17 protein-coding genes are annotated in these 15442 nt (G+C 49.7%); 10 read left to right on the forward strand and 7 right to left on the reverse strand.

Annotation, left to right across the window (positions count from 1 at the left end):
* Positions 1-57 precede the first annotated feature (57 nt).
* Entirely contained in the window at positions 58-345 is a 288-nt protein-coding gene (locus tag AC0LWE_RS09125) for a DUF2623 family protein (RefSeq protein ID WP_202667733.1), read from the forward strand.
* Here the strand turns inward: AC0LWE_RS09125 and fucR are convergent.
* The 3 genes from fucR to AC0LWE_RS09140 form a co-directional block, all read right to left on the reverse strand.
* Positions 327-1043 (reverse strand): L-fucose operon activator, encoded by a 717-nt coding sequence (gene fucR / locus AC0LWE_RS09130; RefSeq protein WP_219347380.1) that lies wholly within the window; start codon positions 1041-1043, stop codon positions 327-329. The two genes, AC0LWE_RS09125 and fucR, sit on opposite strands and share 19 nt — an antisense overlap.
* On the reverse strand, positions 1040-2023 hold the full coding sequence (locus AC0LWE_RS09135) for a sensor domain-containing diguanylate cyclase (protein ID WP_059177523.1): 984 nt from the start codon (positions 2021-2023) through the stop codon (positions 1040-1042). Before AC0LWE_RS09135 ends, fucR begins: the two co-directional genes overlap by 4 nt.
* Positions 2024-2337: 314 nt before the next feature.
* Positions 2338-2946 carry a helix-turn-helix domain-containing protein gene (locus AC0LWE_RS09140; RefSeq protein ID WP_219347381.1) on the reverse strand — a complete coding sequence of 203 codons (609 nt, stop codon included), beginning with the start codon at positions 2944-2946 and terminating at the stop codon, positions 2338-2340.
* A 450-nt stretch (positions 2947-3396) separates the two neighbouring features.
* On the opposite strand from AC0LWE_RS09140, the gene AC0LWE_RS09145 reads away from it, so the two are divergent.
* The 3 genes from AC0LWE_RS09145 (at position 3397) to AC0LWE_RS09155 (ending at position 5182) form a co-directional block, all read left to right on the forward strand.
* Complete coding sequence (locus tag AC0LWE_RS09145; protein WP_234593730.1) at positions 3397-3657, forward strand: hypothetical protein; 261 nt, start codon at positions 3397-3399, stop codon at positions 3655-3657.
* Between the two features lie 308 nt (positions 3658-3965).
* On the forward strand, positions 3966-4559 hold the full coding sequence (locus AC0LWE_RS09150) for a helix-turn-helix transcriptional regulator (protein ID WP_202667730.1): 594 nt from the start codon (positions 3966-3968) through the stop codon (positions 4557-4559).
* Positions 4560-4567: 8 nt separating this feature from the next.
* A complete protein-coding gene (locus tag AC0LWE_RS09155; RefSeq protein WP_202667729.1) occupies positions 4568-5182 on the forward strand; it encodes a helix-turn-helix domain-containing protein in 615 nt (204 codons plus the stop codon).
* A gap of 51 nt (positions 5183-5233) precedes the next feature.
* Here AC0LWE_RS09155 and AC0LWE_RS09160 read toward each other — a convergent pair whose 3' ends face one another.
* From AC0LWE_RS09160 to mscS, 3 genes are read right to left on the reverse strand one after another with little or no spacing between them, the layout of a single operon-like run.
* Complete coding sequence (locus tag AC0LWE_RS09160) at positions 5234-5566, reverse strand: glycine zipper family protein (protein ID WP_174342904.1); 333 nt, start codon at positions 5564-5566, stop codon at positions 5234-5236.
* The gene (ydiK, locus tag AC0LWE_RS09165) at positions 5563-6645 is read right to left on the reverse strand and encodes an AI-2E family transporter YdiK (RefSeq protein WP_219347382.1); all 1083 of its coding nucleotides are present in this window, start codon (positions 6643-6645) and stop codon (positions 5563-5565) included. Before ydiK ends, AC0LWE_RS09160 begins: the two co-directional genes overlap by 4 nt.
* A complete protein-coding gene (mscS, locus tag AC0LWE_RS09170; protein WP_216980938.1) occupies positions 6642-7517 on the reverse strand; it encodes a small-conductance mechanosensitive channel MscS in 876 nt (291 codons plus the stop codon). Before mscS ends, ydiK begins: the two co-directional genes overlap by 4 nt.
* Before the next feature lie 167 nt (positions 7518-7684).
* Here mscS and AC0LWE_RS09175 point away from each other — a divergent pair, with 167 nt between their 5' ends.
* Together AC0LWE_RS09175 and AC0LWE_RS09180 are read left to right on the forward strand one after the other, a co-directional pair.
* Entirely contained in the window at positions 7685-8737 is a 1053-nt protein-coding gene (locus tag AC0LWE_RS09175) for an ABC transporter substrate-binding protein (protein ID WP_219347678.1), read from the forward strand.
* The gene (locus tag AC0LWE_RS09180) at positions 8737-9420 is read left to right on the forward strand and encodes a molybdate ABC transporter substrate-binding protein (RefSeq protein WP_219347383.1); all 684 of its coding nucleotides are present in this window, start codon (positions 8737-8739) and stop codon (positions 9418-9420) included. Before AC0LWE_RS09175 ends, AC0LWE_RS09180 begins: the two co-directional genes overlap by 1 nt.
* 27 nt (positions 9421-9447) lie before the next feature.
* Here AC0LWE_RS09180 and yghU read toward each other — a convergent pair whose 3' ends face one another.
* A complete protein-coding gene (gene yghU / locus AC0LWE_RS09185) occupies positions 9448-10317 on the reverse strand; it encodes a glutathione-dependent disulfide-bond oxidoreductase (RefSeq protein WP_131486299.1) in 870 nt (289 codons plus the stop codon).
* A 256-nt stretch (positions 10318-10573) separates the two neighbouring features.
* On the opposite strand from yghU, the gene gss reads away from it, so the two are divergent.
* The 4 genes from gss to AC0LWE_RS09205 all read left to right on the forward strand — a co-directional run bounded on the left by gss (position 10574) and on the right by AC0LWE_RS09205 (position 15433).
* Positions 10574-12436 (forward strand): bifunctional glutathionylspermidine amidase/synthase, encoded by a 1863-nt coding sequence (gene gss / locus AC0LWE_RS09190; RefSeq protein ID WP_219347384.1) that lies wholly within the window; start codon positions 10574-10576, stop codon positions 12434-12436.
* A gap of 503 nt (positions 12437-12939) precedes the next feature.
* Positions 12940-13485, forward strand: a complete 546-nt coding sequence (locus AC0LWE_RS09195) for a YfaZ family outer membrane protein (RefSeq protein WP_059177534.1) — start codon at positions 12940-12942, stop codon at positions 13483-13485.
* Positions 13486-13619: 134 nt separating this feature from the next.
* Positions 13620-14171 carry a peroxiredoxin gene (locus AC0LWE_RS09200; protein ID WP_059177535.1) on the forward strand — a complete coding sequence of 184 codons (552 nt, stop codon included), beginning with the start codon at positions 13620-13622 and terminating at the stop codon, positions 14169-14171.
* 29 nt (positions 14172-14200) lie between these two features.
* Positions 14201-15433 carry a protein-disulfide reductase DsbD family protein gene (locus AC0LWE_RS09205; RefSeq protein WP_216980940.1) on the forward strand — a complete coding sequence of 411 codons (1233 nt, stop codon included), beginning with the start codon at positions 14201-14203 and terminating at the stop codon, positions 15431-15433.
* Positions 15434-15442: the final 9 nt, after the last annotated feature.

Here is a 15442-nt window from a genome sequence, read left to right on the forward strand (position 1 = left end):
AGGCATCGCTCAAAATTTCGCTATATAATTTATTATATATCGATTGAGGGTAGAGCGATGAACAATCACTTTGGTAAGGGGCTGCTGGCTGGAATGCGGGCCGAACAGGCCGACACGGCGCAAAACGCGGCACACTTCTGTTCTGACTATAAACGTGGATTTGTGCTGGGTTATTCGCAGCGCATGTTTGAGGAAACAGGCGACCGTCAGCTTAGCGCCTGGGAGGCAGGTATTTTGACGCGTCGCTACGGGCTGGATCGCGATATGGTGATGGACTTTTTTAAAGAGAACCCGTCCAGCACAACACTGCGCTACTTTATGGCGGGTTATCGGCTTGAAGGGTGAGCGTCGCTGACGATTTGCGTGACCTGAGAAAGGTCACCAATTTTGACTTCGCTTGAGCGCTGAAATTTACTCTTATCAATGAGTAGCAGCGACTGGCTGGCACGTTTAAGAAGTTGCGCCTTAAATCCAGCACTCTGTTCCGTTGGGTCCCACATGTTTCCCGCTTCGTCTACGCCTTCGCAGGAGAAGATAAACAGATCGACCTCAATGCTTTTCAGCAACGTCACCAGCGCCGGATTGACGTAGCAGCGGTATTTACGCTCGAGTATTCCGCCAGAACAGATCAGCGTGATTTTTTCGCGTTTCGCCATTTCATGACATATCGGCAGGCTGTTGGTAAACACCGTCAGTTCGATATCGGGAAGCTGACGTGCGAGGTGAAAACAGGTCGAACTGGCATCAAGCGCGATGGTCATCCCTTCGCTGAGATACCCCAACGCGTGTCGGGCGATATCGGCCTTATCAGCGTAATGGCTTTTTAACCGCGCACCAAAAGGTTCCCCTCCATCACGGTTATCGGCCTGGATGGCTCGCGCACGCCCATGGTGGCGCACGATTTTACCCTGCTGCTGAAGCTCTTTCAGGTCACGACGGATCGTTTCTTTACTGACGGCCAGTCGCTCGGCCAGAGTGTCGGTGGTGAGTCCGTCGCAGCCGCTCAGCAACTGAATGATTTTCTGTTGTCGGCTGCTTTTCACGCGTCCGTCCCCGTGCGTGAAATCGAAATGAGCGTGGAACCGATCGCCACGCCGTTTTTGCCGGTGTGTTTAATTTGATACATCGATTGGTCAGCGCGACGCAGTGCGTTAATAAAATCATCTTGCGGGTGCACTTCGTCAATACCAATTGACGCGCCAACCCGCGCCTGACCGTTGTCCAGTTCGAATGGCGTGAGGGCCGCGTGCAGGCACTTATGCGCAGTACTATTGACCCACAGGCTAGACAGCGAAAAAGGGAGCAGCAGCACAAATTCATCACCGCCAAGTCGACCCACAATGGAGCCTTCTGGACAGGTTGCGCATAATCGTTTACTCAGTTGAATCAATAACTCATCGCCGCTACGGTGTCCAAAGGTATCATTAACGGATTTAAAATCATCAAGATCAATGAAAGCAACGCAAAGCGGTCCCTGATCTTTGAGCTGAGCAAAATGTTTGACGAGCGCATGACGGTTCGCCAGCCCTGTGAGCGGATCATGGTTCGCCAGCAGCGCGAGCTGCTCCTCGTACTGCTTCTCTTTGGTCATATCAATGTGAGTGCCCGTGACCTTGAGAGGATTTCCATGCTCATCCCATTCACTGACGCGCCCGCGATCTAATACCCAACTGACGGTGCCATTTTTATGCTGCATGCGATGCAACGCTTCATAAAAGGGCGTTTTACCATGCAGATGGTCATAAAACGCATCCAGCACCATTTTCTTGTCTTCAGGATGAAGATGTTCGCGCCAGACCTCAAACTGCGCATTCAGCTCTTTCGGCTGGTAGCCGAGCATCGATCCCCAGCGACGATTATAGATAATCAGCTTTCCACTCGGGACGTCGAGTTGCCACAGGCATAGCCCAGTTCCATCCAGCGCGGCGCTCAGCTTACTGCGGGCGTCACGCGCCAGCCTGGCAAGCCGGGCATTATGCTTTTTCAGATTTTGAATCTGTTGTTTCAGCGCCTGTTCTGACATGAGATATTTCTTAGAAAAATAAGAATGATTCTTGCCAGTTTAGCGTGTGCTTGTAAATATGATGTTGAAAAAAGAATAGGGAGTGGCGTCAGGAATGCGTTTATTACACTTTCACATTGTTAGCCGATTTTGGATGACGAAGAGTTGAATGCAAACACTGTCTTTCCCTGAACGAACAATCCCTTTTGAGCCGTGATAGTGTTCTGGTTTTGACAATGGTTTCGGCATTGTCACGTCAACACGTTTTCGCTGAGCACGGACTCATTTCCCTAATCTAAATTTAAATGATCTCCTCAAATAATATTACTCTTGAATCAATATTTTGCTGGCAGATTATGAATGGTTAACAGAACTCCGCGCTGGAGTTCAATGTGCTCACCATGTTTGAGCTCGCTGAGCATCTTCATAATCCCGCTGCGAGAAAGCAGCGTTTTTTCCTGAATATAATCACACGTGTTAGTGGCTAAGCGAAGCTCTTCACTTTCATTCATTAACGCGATGAGGTTATTACGAACCAGATCGTATGTGGACACGCCGCAGGATGTGAAATTGTTTTGTAAAAAACGTTTGGAACTGAACATGAAATAATAAGCAAGACTCTCCCAAAGATCCTGGGCCCGAATTTTCTCTTCAAACTTTGAGCGAGGGACTATCTCGTATGCAACAGAACTCCGCGCCTGGAAATAAAGTTCGCTGTTCTTTTGAAATAAAAGATTAAGACCCATTACATGCGGTGCCTTGATGTGGGACAGAAGCAAATGATCGTATCCTCTATAAATAGCAGCTGTTCCCTTATGTAAAATAAAGCACATCGGCTCGGCATATTGCTGGAGAGAGATGATTTGCCTTTCTCTGCTATTTTGAATGCGAGTGCCATCAGACACTGAGTTTATAAGTTTAGCAATATGTTCTGTTGGTTTCATGGCAAGCACCATAGGTTAAAGGTTTAACACGTTGAGACTTTCAAAATAAATGTTAGCGTACACAAATCAGTATTTCTAGTTGTGAATCCAGATTTGGATTCACAACTACGTTAAATTATAAAAATGCTTTTGAAAATTCTTGAGATCAAGAGTGAATCATAAATTTAGAATATTTAGTTTAGATCCAAAAATGGAAAATAAAGTGATTTTTGGCATTCTCAGCGGTCGATGAATCTGTATGCAGTAAACAGTAGAGCGACGGCGTTAATGTTTAATTAATACTCCGCAATTTTGATTTCTACTGAAATTTAGAATGGACGATTACCTGTCCAACAGGCGAATGTTTAAATTAGGATATTCACAATCCAAAAATAGATTTCATCCCGGAGGCGTTGTAACGATAAATTTAGTAACATACATTTACTAAACTCATTAATAGAAGGTCAGTCTATGCATTACTTCGCTGAAGTTGTGAAGGAAACTATCGCTGTGGTGGTACTGTCATTTCTTTGCGCATTTGCCGCTCATGCTACAGAACAGGCGGAGCAACGTCACGAAGCGCGTGATGTCAGGCAGGATACGCGTTCTCAGGTGCGTCATGACAAACGTGAATGCAAAGAAGATGATGAGAAAAGTCATCATCAATGCCGTGAAGATAAGCGTAGGTCTAAACAGGATGGTCGGCAAAAAGCGCGTGACATTAAGTATTAATTATTTGCAATCCTGCCACGTTTCTCAGCGTTTTTTATGTTAAATAAAAAGAGCATGCTGATAAGGTTTAATAGGGTTACTCGTAGTTGATTGGATAATAAATATTAAATGCAATGGGCAATAGGATTAATGCACTCTTGTAATTTACTTTACATATTGCCAGAGTGTGACATTTAATTTTTAGGGTTAACCTCTTATAAAATAATAAAATCTAACGCGATATCTTTTTTTAGAACGTTTTTTTGTTGAACAAAAATTTCTAAGAATTATCTTGGTAGGGGTTTTATTTTATATAAGCAATGGATGCGATGAATTCTTTACCCGTGATCATTTTATATGAACCCCGCATATTGCTGCGAAGGGGTTTAACCACACGCCTTCAAAATGAAGGCCATCAGGTGGTGTCGTGTACGTCCACGGAGCAACTGACTGAAGAAATCTGTCTGCAAACCGGTCGCCCCAGGGTGCTACTGGTCGGCGTCGGAGGACTGGGTAATACGCTTTTAAGAATATTGCGCACGCTTCATGCCACTCATAAATTGTCGCTCAAAACGTTAGTCTATCTTCCTCAACGTGACGACGTGCTGGCGCGTATGTTCAAAGGCGCTGGGGCGAGTCATTGTCTCACGGAAGATGAGCTTGAAAGCCATCTGCTTTCGCTTATTCCTGGCGCTGTAACGGCGTGTCGCCGAGGTGTGCTTTTGACACCTTCAGAGCTCAATGTGCTGATTGATTATGCCTCTGGTTTGCAAGCGAGCGAAATTGCTGTCCGCCGTAATTGCAGCTACAAAACGGTTAGCACTATAAAACTTCTGGTACGAAATCGTTTGAATATCGAAACAAAAAGTAGCTGGGTTAATCTGCTCACACATATTGATCAGCTCACCTCGCTGTATAAATAAGGACTGTTATGTTTACCTGCCAAATTCGCTATGTTGCTCGCAATGATATTTATCTTTCTGGGATTCGTGCCGCTCTAGAAAGTATTGTAAGCGCTAACCCCGGTTGGGATTGCCAGCTTTCTCCTTTGTCAACGCTCGCGCAGGAAGAAGAACACCTGATTATTATCGATGCGACAGGGTGTGAGAAGATCAATGATTTGTCACCGGTGAGTGTGAGCGTACTAAACAGTAAACATACGTTGGTCATGGTAAAGGCGATTCAACGGTGGTTCATCAAAAAACTTCTTCAGCAATACAGCTGTTCCATTTTATGCGTAGATGAAATTAATTTTCAGATGAGAGATATCATACAGCAGACAATGGAAAATAAACGCTACTTGAGTCCTCTCATTATTCGTCAACATGACGCTTCTGCATTGGCTCAGCCCGTTGTGTTTACGCCTGCGGAATACACGGTGCTGGAATATCTTCGCAAGGGCTGTTCTGGCTCTGAAATATCTAAACTATTATTCCGTAGTGAGAAAACAATCAGTTCACATAAACGGAATATTATGGGGAAATTAGGCGTAAGAGATGATTTTGAACTTAATAGCAAAATTAATACGTCGATAGCGATGCGTTAAATTATGCGTTTGACGCCGGGCGAGCCAAAGCGGCTACCCGGCGTTATGCTTTTAATGCGTCGCTTGTCCGATCAAACTTCCTGTCCCGGCCCCTACCGCAGCACCTTTCAGAACACTTTTCCCGGTGACTGCCGCCGCCCCGGCGCCAACCACAGCCCCTACCGCACCGCCTTTACGTGCCGCTTTGCCTGTCTTACCGCCTTTTAGCATCGCACCCGTTCCGGCCCCGACCACCGCGCCACCCACCGTAGATTTTACACTTTTACCTGTCGCCGCGCCGATGGCCGCACCCGCAACGGCGCCCACGGCGGTTTTATCCATTGCGATGCCAGAGGTTGAGAAAATCAGAGCGCTTATAATCAGTGTCGTTTTAATCATATTCATGACAGTTCCTTTGCAGAGACAGGTTGATAATGTGCTTCGCTCACCCACGAGGAGAGCAATTTCCAGGAGACGGCCAGTAATACGGGGCCAATCAGTAGACCAATCATGCCCCATGTCAGCATACCGCCTATAACACCGGTCATGATCAGCAGCAGTGAGGTATCCGCGCCGCGTTTAATCAATATCGGTTTTAAGATGTTATCCAGTGAACCGGCGATGACGGTCCAGATAAGTAACACTGCGCCATACCAGTGTTCACCCTGGTAAAATAGCCAGATAAGCGCCGGAAGCATGATAATCACGGGGCCGAGTTGCATCAGACAGAGCACAAATATAATGCCGGTCAGCAGGGCGCTTGACGGAATATGGCAGACTGCCAGCCCCAGTCCGGCAAAGGCGGACTGAATCACCGCCGTCATAACAACGCCCATCGCCACGGCCTGAATGGTTGTTCCGGCGAGCAGGACGGCATTGTCGCCACGAGCACCTGCAATGCGGAAAGCGAACTGACGCAGCCCACGGGTGATAGTGATCCCATAAAGGTAAAATGCCAGACAGGCGAGAAGCATCATCAGCCCATTTACAAACAACGCGCCAAATTGCGAAAGACCTTGCGCCAGTATCACAATAAATTGGGTGATCCACGGTTTTAGCGTGCCAAAAATACTCTCAGCATTTTCATGCATTAGCGCCAGCCATTTGCGATGTAAATGCTCACCAACCAATGGGATATGCGTCAGGAAGTCCAGAGATGGCAGGTGAGATTTATCGAGATGCATCAGCCATTGCAGCAGATCTTCAAGCAGTGTTGAAAGCATTCCGGCACTGAAAATAATCGGCAGCAGAAATATCGCCGTCAGAAAAATCATCATGGCGGTTATCGCGAGCTTTCTGCGGCCACCGAGTTTGCGTTGTACGGTGGTATAAAGCGGCCAGGTTGCAATAACGATCAGACCAGCCCACACGATGCTCAGCAGAAAAGGGTGCAGGATCCAGATGGCGGAACACAATAATGTCAGGATGATAATGACGCCAAAAAGCGTTTGCGGTAAATCGCGCGGATGTTTAATGGCATTCATTGTTGCATCATCTCCACCGAGGGAGTGCGTTGACGCTGATCGTTTAAATGCACATCCATCTGCGGATACGGCATCTGAATCTCATTGGCATCCAGCGCATTTTTGATGTTTTCCATCAGATCGTAATACACGTCCCAGTAATGCTTATTTTCAGTCCATACGCGGACCACAAAATTCAGCGAGGAAGGGGCAAATTCATTGAGACGTATGATGTGGCCCTTGTCGTGGAGAATGCGCGGATCGAGTTGAATGACCGTTTTAATGACGTTTTTAAGATGTTCAATTGAGGTGTTATAGGCCACGCCCAGCGTAATATCGACACGACGCTCTTTCTGACGGGAAAAGTTAGTGATCTCACTGGCGATAATTTTGCCATTGGGCACCACGACCATTTTATTGTCGGATGTGCGCAGGGTGGTTGAGAAAATATGGACTTCTTCAATCGTGCCAGCCACGGCCCCCACGCTCGCGTATTCCCCCGCGCGAATAGGGCGTAACGTCACCAGTAAAACGCCCGCCGCGAAGTTTGCGAGTGAGCCTTGCAGCGCCAGGCCGATCGCCAGCCCGGCAGCACCAATCACCGCGATAATGGATGATGTCTCAACGCCGATGCGTCCGAGTGCGGCAATTGCCGCAAACGCCACCATGGCGTAGCGCAACAGTGCGCTGCAAAACTGCGTAATGGTTTTATCGACGTGACGGCTTAAGAGTAATTTTTTAAAGCCGCTGCTGGTGACGCGGGCGATAAAAAGTCCTACGAATAACAGGAAAATAGCGCCAACCAAATTGGCGATCCCCTGCACGATAACGGATTCGTTATTAATGACCCAGTGGATTAACTGCTTGATCCCGGGAAAGGCTTCAAACTTCATGACGGTGTTCCGGTTATAAAGAAAACCCGCATTTTAGTGAGTGCCATGCGCGATTCCGCCGGGTATTTAATCCAAATTTAGAACGAAATTCGCTACTCCCGAAGAGGGTCACGACGTTCCAGTTGATTCGTTATATAATATTTTGCATAACGAAAGGTGAGGGCATGATGAAAAAACGATTTTGGCGGGGCGCTGTTTTTATTTTACTGATTTCTCTACCGTTGTTTTCGCAGGCGGCGCGGCAGATAACGGATCAGATTGGACGTCAGGTAACAATTCCTGATGAAGTGGATCGTGTGGTGGTTCTCCAGCATCAGACCCTGAATTTGCTGGTGCAAATGAACGCTACCGACAAAATTGTTGGGATTCTGGCGAACTGGAAGCAACAGCTTGGAGAAGGTTACGCGCGTCTTGTGCCGGCGCTAAACCAAAAAGCGACGCTTGGCGATCTCACCCACGTTGATCCTGAAAAGCTCATCGCGCTGCATCCGCAGGTGGTGTTTGTGACCAACTACGCACCGCAGGAGATGATCGACAAGATCAGCAGTTTAGGCATTCCCGTGGTGGCCATTTCGCTGCGCCATGATGCTGTGGGCGAGAAAGCCAAAATGAACCCGACTCTGGCTGATGAAGAAAAAGCTTACGATCAGGGGCTGCGTGAAGGCATCACCCTGATCGGTGAGATCGTCAATAAACCTCAGGAAGCGAAAGCATTGATCGACGCGACAGCTAAAGGTCGCAAAATGGTCAGCGATCGCCTGAAAGATATCCCTGAACAAAAACGTATCCGCACCTACATGGCAAATCCGGAACTGACGACGTACGGTTCTGGAAAATACACGGGCCTGATGATGGCGCATGCCGGCGCAATAAATGTGGCCGCAGCGACGATTCAAGGATTCAAAACGGTGGCGATGGAGCAAGTCATTGCATGGAACCCGCAGGTTATTTTTGTGCAGGACCGCTATCCCTCGGTAGTCGATGAGATTAAAAACTCTGCCCAGTGGCAGGTCATTGATGCAGTGAAAAACCAGCGTGTCTATCTGATGCCAGATTATGCCAAAGCCTGGGGTTACCCGATGCCGGAAGCCATGGGTATCGGTGAACTATGGATGGCGAAAAAACTCTATCCCGAAAAATTCAAAGACGTGGACATGCACAAAGTCGCGAACGACTGGTATCAGCGTTTCTATCGCACAGCGTATCAGGGCATCGACTGATGCGCGTGCTGGCAGCGGGCAGTCTGCGGAGGGTGTGGGCGCAACTTATCACACACTTTTCAGAACCTGTTGAAACGCATTTTGGCCCAGCCGGAATCTTACAAGAGCGTATTCTCGCGGGGGAAGAGTGCGACCTGTTTGCTTCAGCAAATCTGGCGCACCCGCAGGCTTTGCTGGCGGCCGGACGCGCGCAGGCTGTGGTGCCTTTTGCCAGCAATAAACTGTGCCTGACCGTTCGCAGCGATGTGATGCACGTCGGTGACGATTGGCGTGTTCTGCTTAATCGCACTGACTTACGTCTCGCAACTTCAACGGCGGGGTGCGATCCTTCTGGTGACTATACGCAGGAACTGTTTAACCGGATGGGCGTGGAAGGACATGCCGCGCGACAACGTGCGTTGGCGCTGGTCGGTGGGCGCAATTCCGCTCTCATTCCAACAGGCACGCTGGCGGCTCAGTGGGTAATTGAGTCTGGACAGGCCGAAATGTTTATTGGGTACGCCAGCTACGCAAACACGCTGCGACAAACGGAGGGGCTAACCGTACTTGCTATTCCTGAACCCTTTAACCCCCATGCACAGTATGCACTGGCGGTTCTGACGCCTAAGGCACAGCGGCTGGCAGAATTTATACAGTCAAAAGAAGCCAAAGTGATACTGCTCGAGGCGGGATTTGGCGTTTAACCGGGCGGAAAACCGCCCGGTCAATCATTACGCCTGACGCTTGTCTTCGGTTTGCGTATCGAAGTCGCTCGCCGCATGGCGTTCATGTAACTGCTCGGATGGCTCGCCAAAGGTACGATTGACGATACGGCCGCGTTTCACCGCTGGACGCTGCGCGATCTCTTTTGCCCAACGCTGCACGTGGGTGTATTTCTCGGCGTCGAGGAATTCGGCGGCGTTATAAACGTTGCCGAGCGCCACGCTGCCAAACCACGGCCAGATGGCAATATCGGCGATGGTGTACTCATCACCCGCGACGTAACGACTCCGCGCAAGCTGTTTATCCAGCACGTCGAACAGACGTTTGGCCTCCATCGTGAAGCGGTCAATGGCGTACTGAATTTTCACCGGCGCATAATTATAGAAGTGACCAAAACCCCCGCCGAGGAACGGTGCGGAACCTTGCAGCCAGAATAGCCAGTTCAGCGTTTCGGTACGTCCCGCCGGATCTTGTGGCAAAAGATGACCAAATTTCTCTGCCAGATACAGCAGAATATGGCCCGATTCAAATACGCGCGTCGGTGGGGTTGTGGAGTGGTCACGAAGTGCCGGAATCTTCGAGTTCGGGTTTACGTCCACAAAGCCGCTCGAGAACTGGTCGCCTTCACCGATGCGAATCAACCATGCGTCGTATTCCGCCTCGCTGACACCCAGCGCCAACAGCTCTTCAAGCATGATCGTGACTTTCTGACCGTTTGGCGTACCCAGTGAATACAGTTGCAAAGGATGCTGCCCGACGGGCAGATCTTTCTCGTGCGTGGCGCCGGAAATGGGGCGATTGATATTCGCGAACGCGCCGCCGTTACCGTTCTGATCCCATTCCCACACTTTCGGTGGTTGGTAGTTGTTGTCTGACATGTTGATCTGCCTTTTGCGTGATGTGTTGTGGCAGTGTAGCAGGAGATTTGTGAACGCTTTAACGTTGCGAGCGCAATAGATTTTCCGGTTCTTTTGTCTGCGGTTTATACACCCGCCGTCTGGCATTTTGGTCAACACGCGATTTAAATCATTCCCCTCAGAGGTGTATGATTAATCCACCTCTGTCTGGTTAATCACATTGTGCAGACGACGACAACCCTTCAATAATTGCCGCCTGCCCGTTTAGGTTGGATACATGCGTAAAGGAAAGTTAAGCAGTGACGCTCCGTTTGGGACGTTGTTAGGTTATGCGCCGGGAGGCGTGGCGATTTACTCCTCGAACTACAGCAGCCTTGACCCGCGCCAGTACCCGGAAGACGCGGAATTTCGTAGCTATATTGGCAACGAATATATGGGGCACAAATGGCAGTGCGTTGAGTTTGCGCGCCGCTTTCTGTTTCTCAATTACGGCTATGTCTTTACCGACGTTGGCATGGCGTGGGAGATTTTCTCGCTGCGCTTTCTGCGTCAGGTGGTTAACGACAACCTCCTGCCGTTACAGGCTTTCGCGAACGGTTCAAAGCGCGCACCTGAAGCGGGCGCGCTGCTCATCTGGCACAATGACGGCGAATTCAGTGAAACCGGACACGTTGCTATCATCACCCAGTTGATGGGCGATAAGGTGCGTATTGCAGAACAGAACGTGCTGCATTCGCCGCTGCCGATTGGCCAGCAGTGGACGCGCGAGCTGCGCTTATCAGTCGAGAATGGCCACTACACCCTGCACGACACGTATACCGACACTCACATTCTTGGCTGGATGATCCAGACCGACGACACAGAACACAGCTTGCCGCAGCCGGAAATCGAGAGTGATTTGCTTAACCTTACCGGCGCACGACTGCAAAACAAACGCCAGTTCGACGGTAAATGGCTCAATGAAAATGACGCGCTACAGCAGGCGTATGTCCGGGCGAACGGTCACGTCATCAATAAAGATCCCTGCCAGTATTTCACCATGACCGAAAGCGCCGAGCAGGAGCTGATCAAGGCGACCAACGAGCTGCATCTGATGTATTTGCACGCCACCGACAAAGTGTTGAAAGACGATAATCTTCTGGCACTTTTCGACATCCCGAAAATCCTCTGGCCGCGCTTGCGTCTATCCTGGCAGTGGCGTCGTCACCATATGATTACGGGCCGTATGGATTTTTGCATGGATGAGCGCGGGCTGAAGGTTTACGAATACAACGCGGATTCAGCGTCTTGCCATACCGAAGGCGGCCTTATCCTCGAAGAGTGGGTGAAAAACGGTTATCGCGGGACGGGGCATAATCCGGCGGAAGGGTTGCTTGAGGAACTGACCGGCGCATGGAAACACAGCAATGCGCGTCCGTTCGTTCACATCATGCAGGACAATGACATCGAAGAGGATTATCACGCGCTGTTTATTCAGCGCTCGCTGATGCAGGCAGGCTTTGAGACCAAAATTCTTCACGGGCTGAAGACGTTAAGCTGGGATGTCGCCGGACAGCTGGTGGATGATGAAGGCCGCCACGTCAACTGCGTGTGGAAAACCTGGGCGTGGGAAACCGCGATCGAGCAGGTCCGTGAAGTCAGCGAAACCGAATACGCCGCCGTGCCGATTCGTACCGGTCATCCACAGAATGAAGTGCGTTTAATCGATGTGCTGCTGCGCCCGGAAGTGCTGGTCTTTGAACCGTTATGGACGGTTATTCCAGGCAACAAAGCGATTTTGCCGGTGCTGTGGCAACTGTTCCCGAATCATCGCTATCTGCTGGACACTGATTTTGAGGTCAACGAACGGCTGAGCAAAACCGGCTATGCGGTGAAGCCCATCGCCGGGCGATGCGGCAGTAATATCGATCTCATTAGTGCTCAGGAAGAGCTATTAGATAAATCCAGCGGTAAGTTTGTCGATCGCAAAAATATCTATCAGCAGCTGTGGTGTCTACCTAAAGTGGATGGCAAGTATATTCAGGTCTGCACCTTTACCGTAGGCGGAAATTACGGCGGGACCTGTTTGCGCGGGGATGATTCGCTGGTAATTAAAAAAGAGAGTGATATCGAACCGTTAATTGTGGTGAAAGATAAATAGCCTCTTTACAACAGCAACGTACAGGTATCCGCAGGCTCGACTTGCGGATGCCAACGTGCAACGTGCGGTTTATCTTCTTCAAAATATATTCACTCTCTGACTTAATTAATTAAAAAAAGAAAATTTCGCCCCATGATTTATCGCAAAGATTCGGAACTCAGCGGGAATATCACGGTCTACGGACATGTTGTTTTTTAATGAAGTGTAAATCAGCGTAATAAAGTATGATTATTGAGGCTTTTCACTTAATTATTCAATTCCGAATTAATGCATTTTGAATGGTTTAATCTGTGGTGTTCATGTTTTGTTTAGTGATAAACCTAAATGAATCCTAAACAGCCGGGGATAATTCATTGACGATGAATTTAAAATAAGAAAATGCAACGAAATTAATACAAAAAAACATCATGAAAATATAATGAGTCAATATTTAGTCACGTTTGCATGTTGGCATTTTGATTGTTAATTTACGACCAAATCAATTTGCTTAACGAGGTCGTAATATGAAAAAGATTAATTTTGTACTGATGGGTATTCTGGCAGTTTCTTCTGGTTCTGCATTAGCAATGGGCGTTGGCCTGGAGCAGGGGAAAAACTTCACTAACCTGAATGCGGAATTAGGCAAAGACTCTTCAGGCATTTATACAGAAGGTCACTGGCTTAAAAATACCCAGGATGGTACTCAGGTGGGTGGCGTCGGTGCCGGATATAATTTTGAAGTCGGCCCGGTCATGTTGAATGCAGGTGCGAAAGCCGTTTATCTGGGACCAAAAAAAGGGGATAACGGCGTAGCTTTCCCGTTCGGTGGTGGTGTTAACGTCGCACTGACTGACAGCGTGAGCGTATTTGGCGAAGGTTATGTTGCGCCTGATGGATTGAACAACAGCGTAAAAAACTATGTTGAAGCGAACGGCGGCGTGAGCTGGACACCGGTTAAGCCGCTGACGTTGAAAGTGGGTTATCGCCACGTGAGCGTCGACGGCAAAGATGGCCGTCCGAACCACACTCTGATTGACGGCGCTTACTTCGGTGGTGGCGTCAGCTTCTAAAGAATCATCGCGTTACTCACTTGAACATCCGCAAGTATCCCTTGCGGATGTTTTTTTATGGCTGGGCGAAACTTTTCAGGAACACCGGGCGAACTATTATTCAGATAGCACATTCCCCCCTGAGGAGCTCGACCATGAAACGTTTGAAAATCATCTCTGCTGCTGTTGCTCTCACTTTTTCGTTAATTGCCGTCAATGCGCAGGCCGCACTTGAAGCTGGCGCGAAAGCACCTGATTTCAGTTTACAGGGTGCGTTGGGCGGCAAACCCTTGACCTTCTCCTTGCAGCAAGCGCTGCAAAAAGGGCCTGTCGTGCTCTACTTTTTCCCGGCCGCCTTTACTAAAGGCTGCACTCTCGAAGCGCATGCTTTTGCTGAAGCAACGGATGACTTTAAAAAACTGGGCGCAACCGTAGTGGGCGTGACGGCTGGCAATGTCGATCAGGTCGATGAATTCTCCAAACTGGAGTGCCGCGATAAGTTTGCGGTGGCCGCCGATCCGGGGGCAAAAGTGGCCGCAGAATATGAAACTTTGATGCAAATGAACGGCAAAACCGTTTCCGATCGCACGTCTTTCGTCATCGCTCCGGATGGCAAAATTCTCCTGAGCTACACTGACCGTAACCCTGACGCGCATATCCAGAAAACGATGGATGCGGTTAAGCAATACGCGAAATCACATTCGTAATTCACTCTGATTTAGCATCGAGGTTCGCCATGTTAACCGCTATTCTGGCCGCCTTTTTGGGCGGCATTATCCTCAATTTTATGCCCTGCGTATTTCCCGTTATCTCCTTAAAAGCGCTGGGAATCATGCGCCATCAGGGCAATAGCGCCAGCGCGCGGACGGAAGGGCTGGGTTTTTTAGCGGGAGTGATTTTTACCATGATGGTGCTGGCGGCCGTTTTGCTGGCGCTGCGCGCCGGAGGAACCGCCGTTGGATGGGGATTTCAGCTCCAGTCGCCGCTGGTGATTTCCATTCTGGCGCTCATTATTCTTGGCGCTGCGTTGAATCTTCTCGGCGTGTTTGAGGTGGGGCTTTCGCTACAGCGGGCAGGCGAGATCTCTCTTGGGCGCGGCGCGTTTGTTCGCTCGGCGCTGACCGGCGCGCTGGCCATCATTGTTGCGACGCCGTGCTCCGCACCGTTTATGGCGGGAGCCATCGGCTATGCGTTGGTCCAACCGCCCGTGGTTTCACTGGCAATTTTCCTGTCGCTCGCGCTCGGTTTTGCGGCTCCCTTTACGGTGGTTTCGCTATTCCCGGCAATTGCCCGTCGATTACCCCGTCCTGGCGCGTGGATGGATTTTCTCAAGAAAGGGCTGGCGTTTCCGATGTTGGGTGCCTTTGCCTGGCTGGTGTGGGTGCTGGCGCAGCAGGCCGGAACGGCAGCGCTTGCGGCGCTGTTGGCCTGCGCGGTGATCGTCAGTTTTGCCGCCTGGCTGTACGGCATTGCCCAGCGCAGACGCTATCAGGGACAGTCTTATAAGATACTTTTGGCATTCACCGTGGCATTTTTTGCCGTAGCCGTTGCGCCATTGCCGAGCGTTATGAAAACGGGGGAAGCGCTAACGGCCAGGCAAAATACTGAAAATGTCACTCCGGTTAAATGGTCGCCGCAGAATGTGGACGCGATGCGCGGCCACGGCAAAGCGATTTTTGTGAATTTCACCGCGTCGTGGTGCATCACTTGCCAGGTCAATGACCGTACCTCTTTATCTACGCAGGCCGTGAAGCAGGCCATGGCGCGGACGGGAACCGTCTATATGGTGGCCGATTCAACCTCGTTTAACGCCGATATCGATGACGCGATGAACAGGTTCGGGCAGGGCGGATTACCGTTATATGTTGTGTATCCGGCGGACGGAAGCGCACCAAAAGTGTTGCCGCAGGTGCTCACGCCGTCGATTGTGGTCAACGCGCTGGATCAGGCTTCTGGCAAAAAAGCATGAGGTAAATAG

The sequence above is a fragment of the Lelliottia sp. RD5 genome (assembly GCF_056032945.1).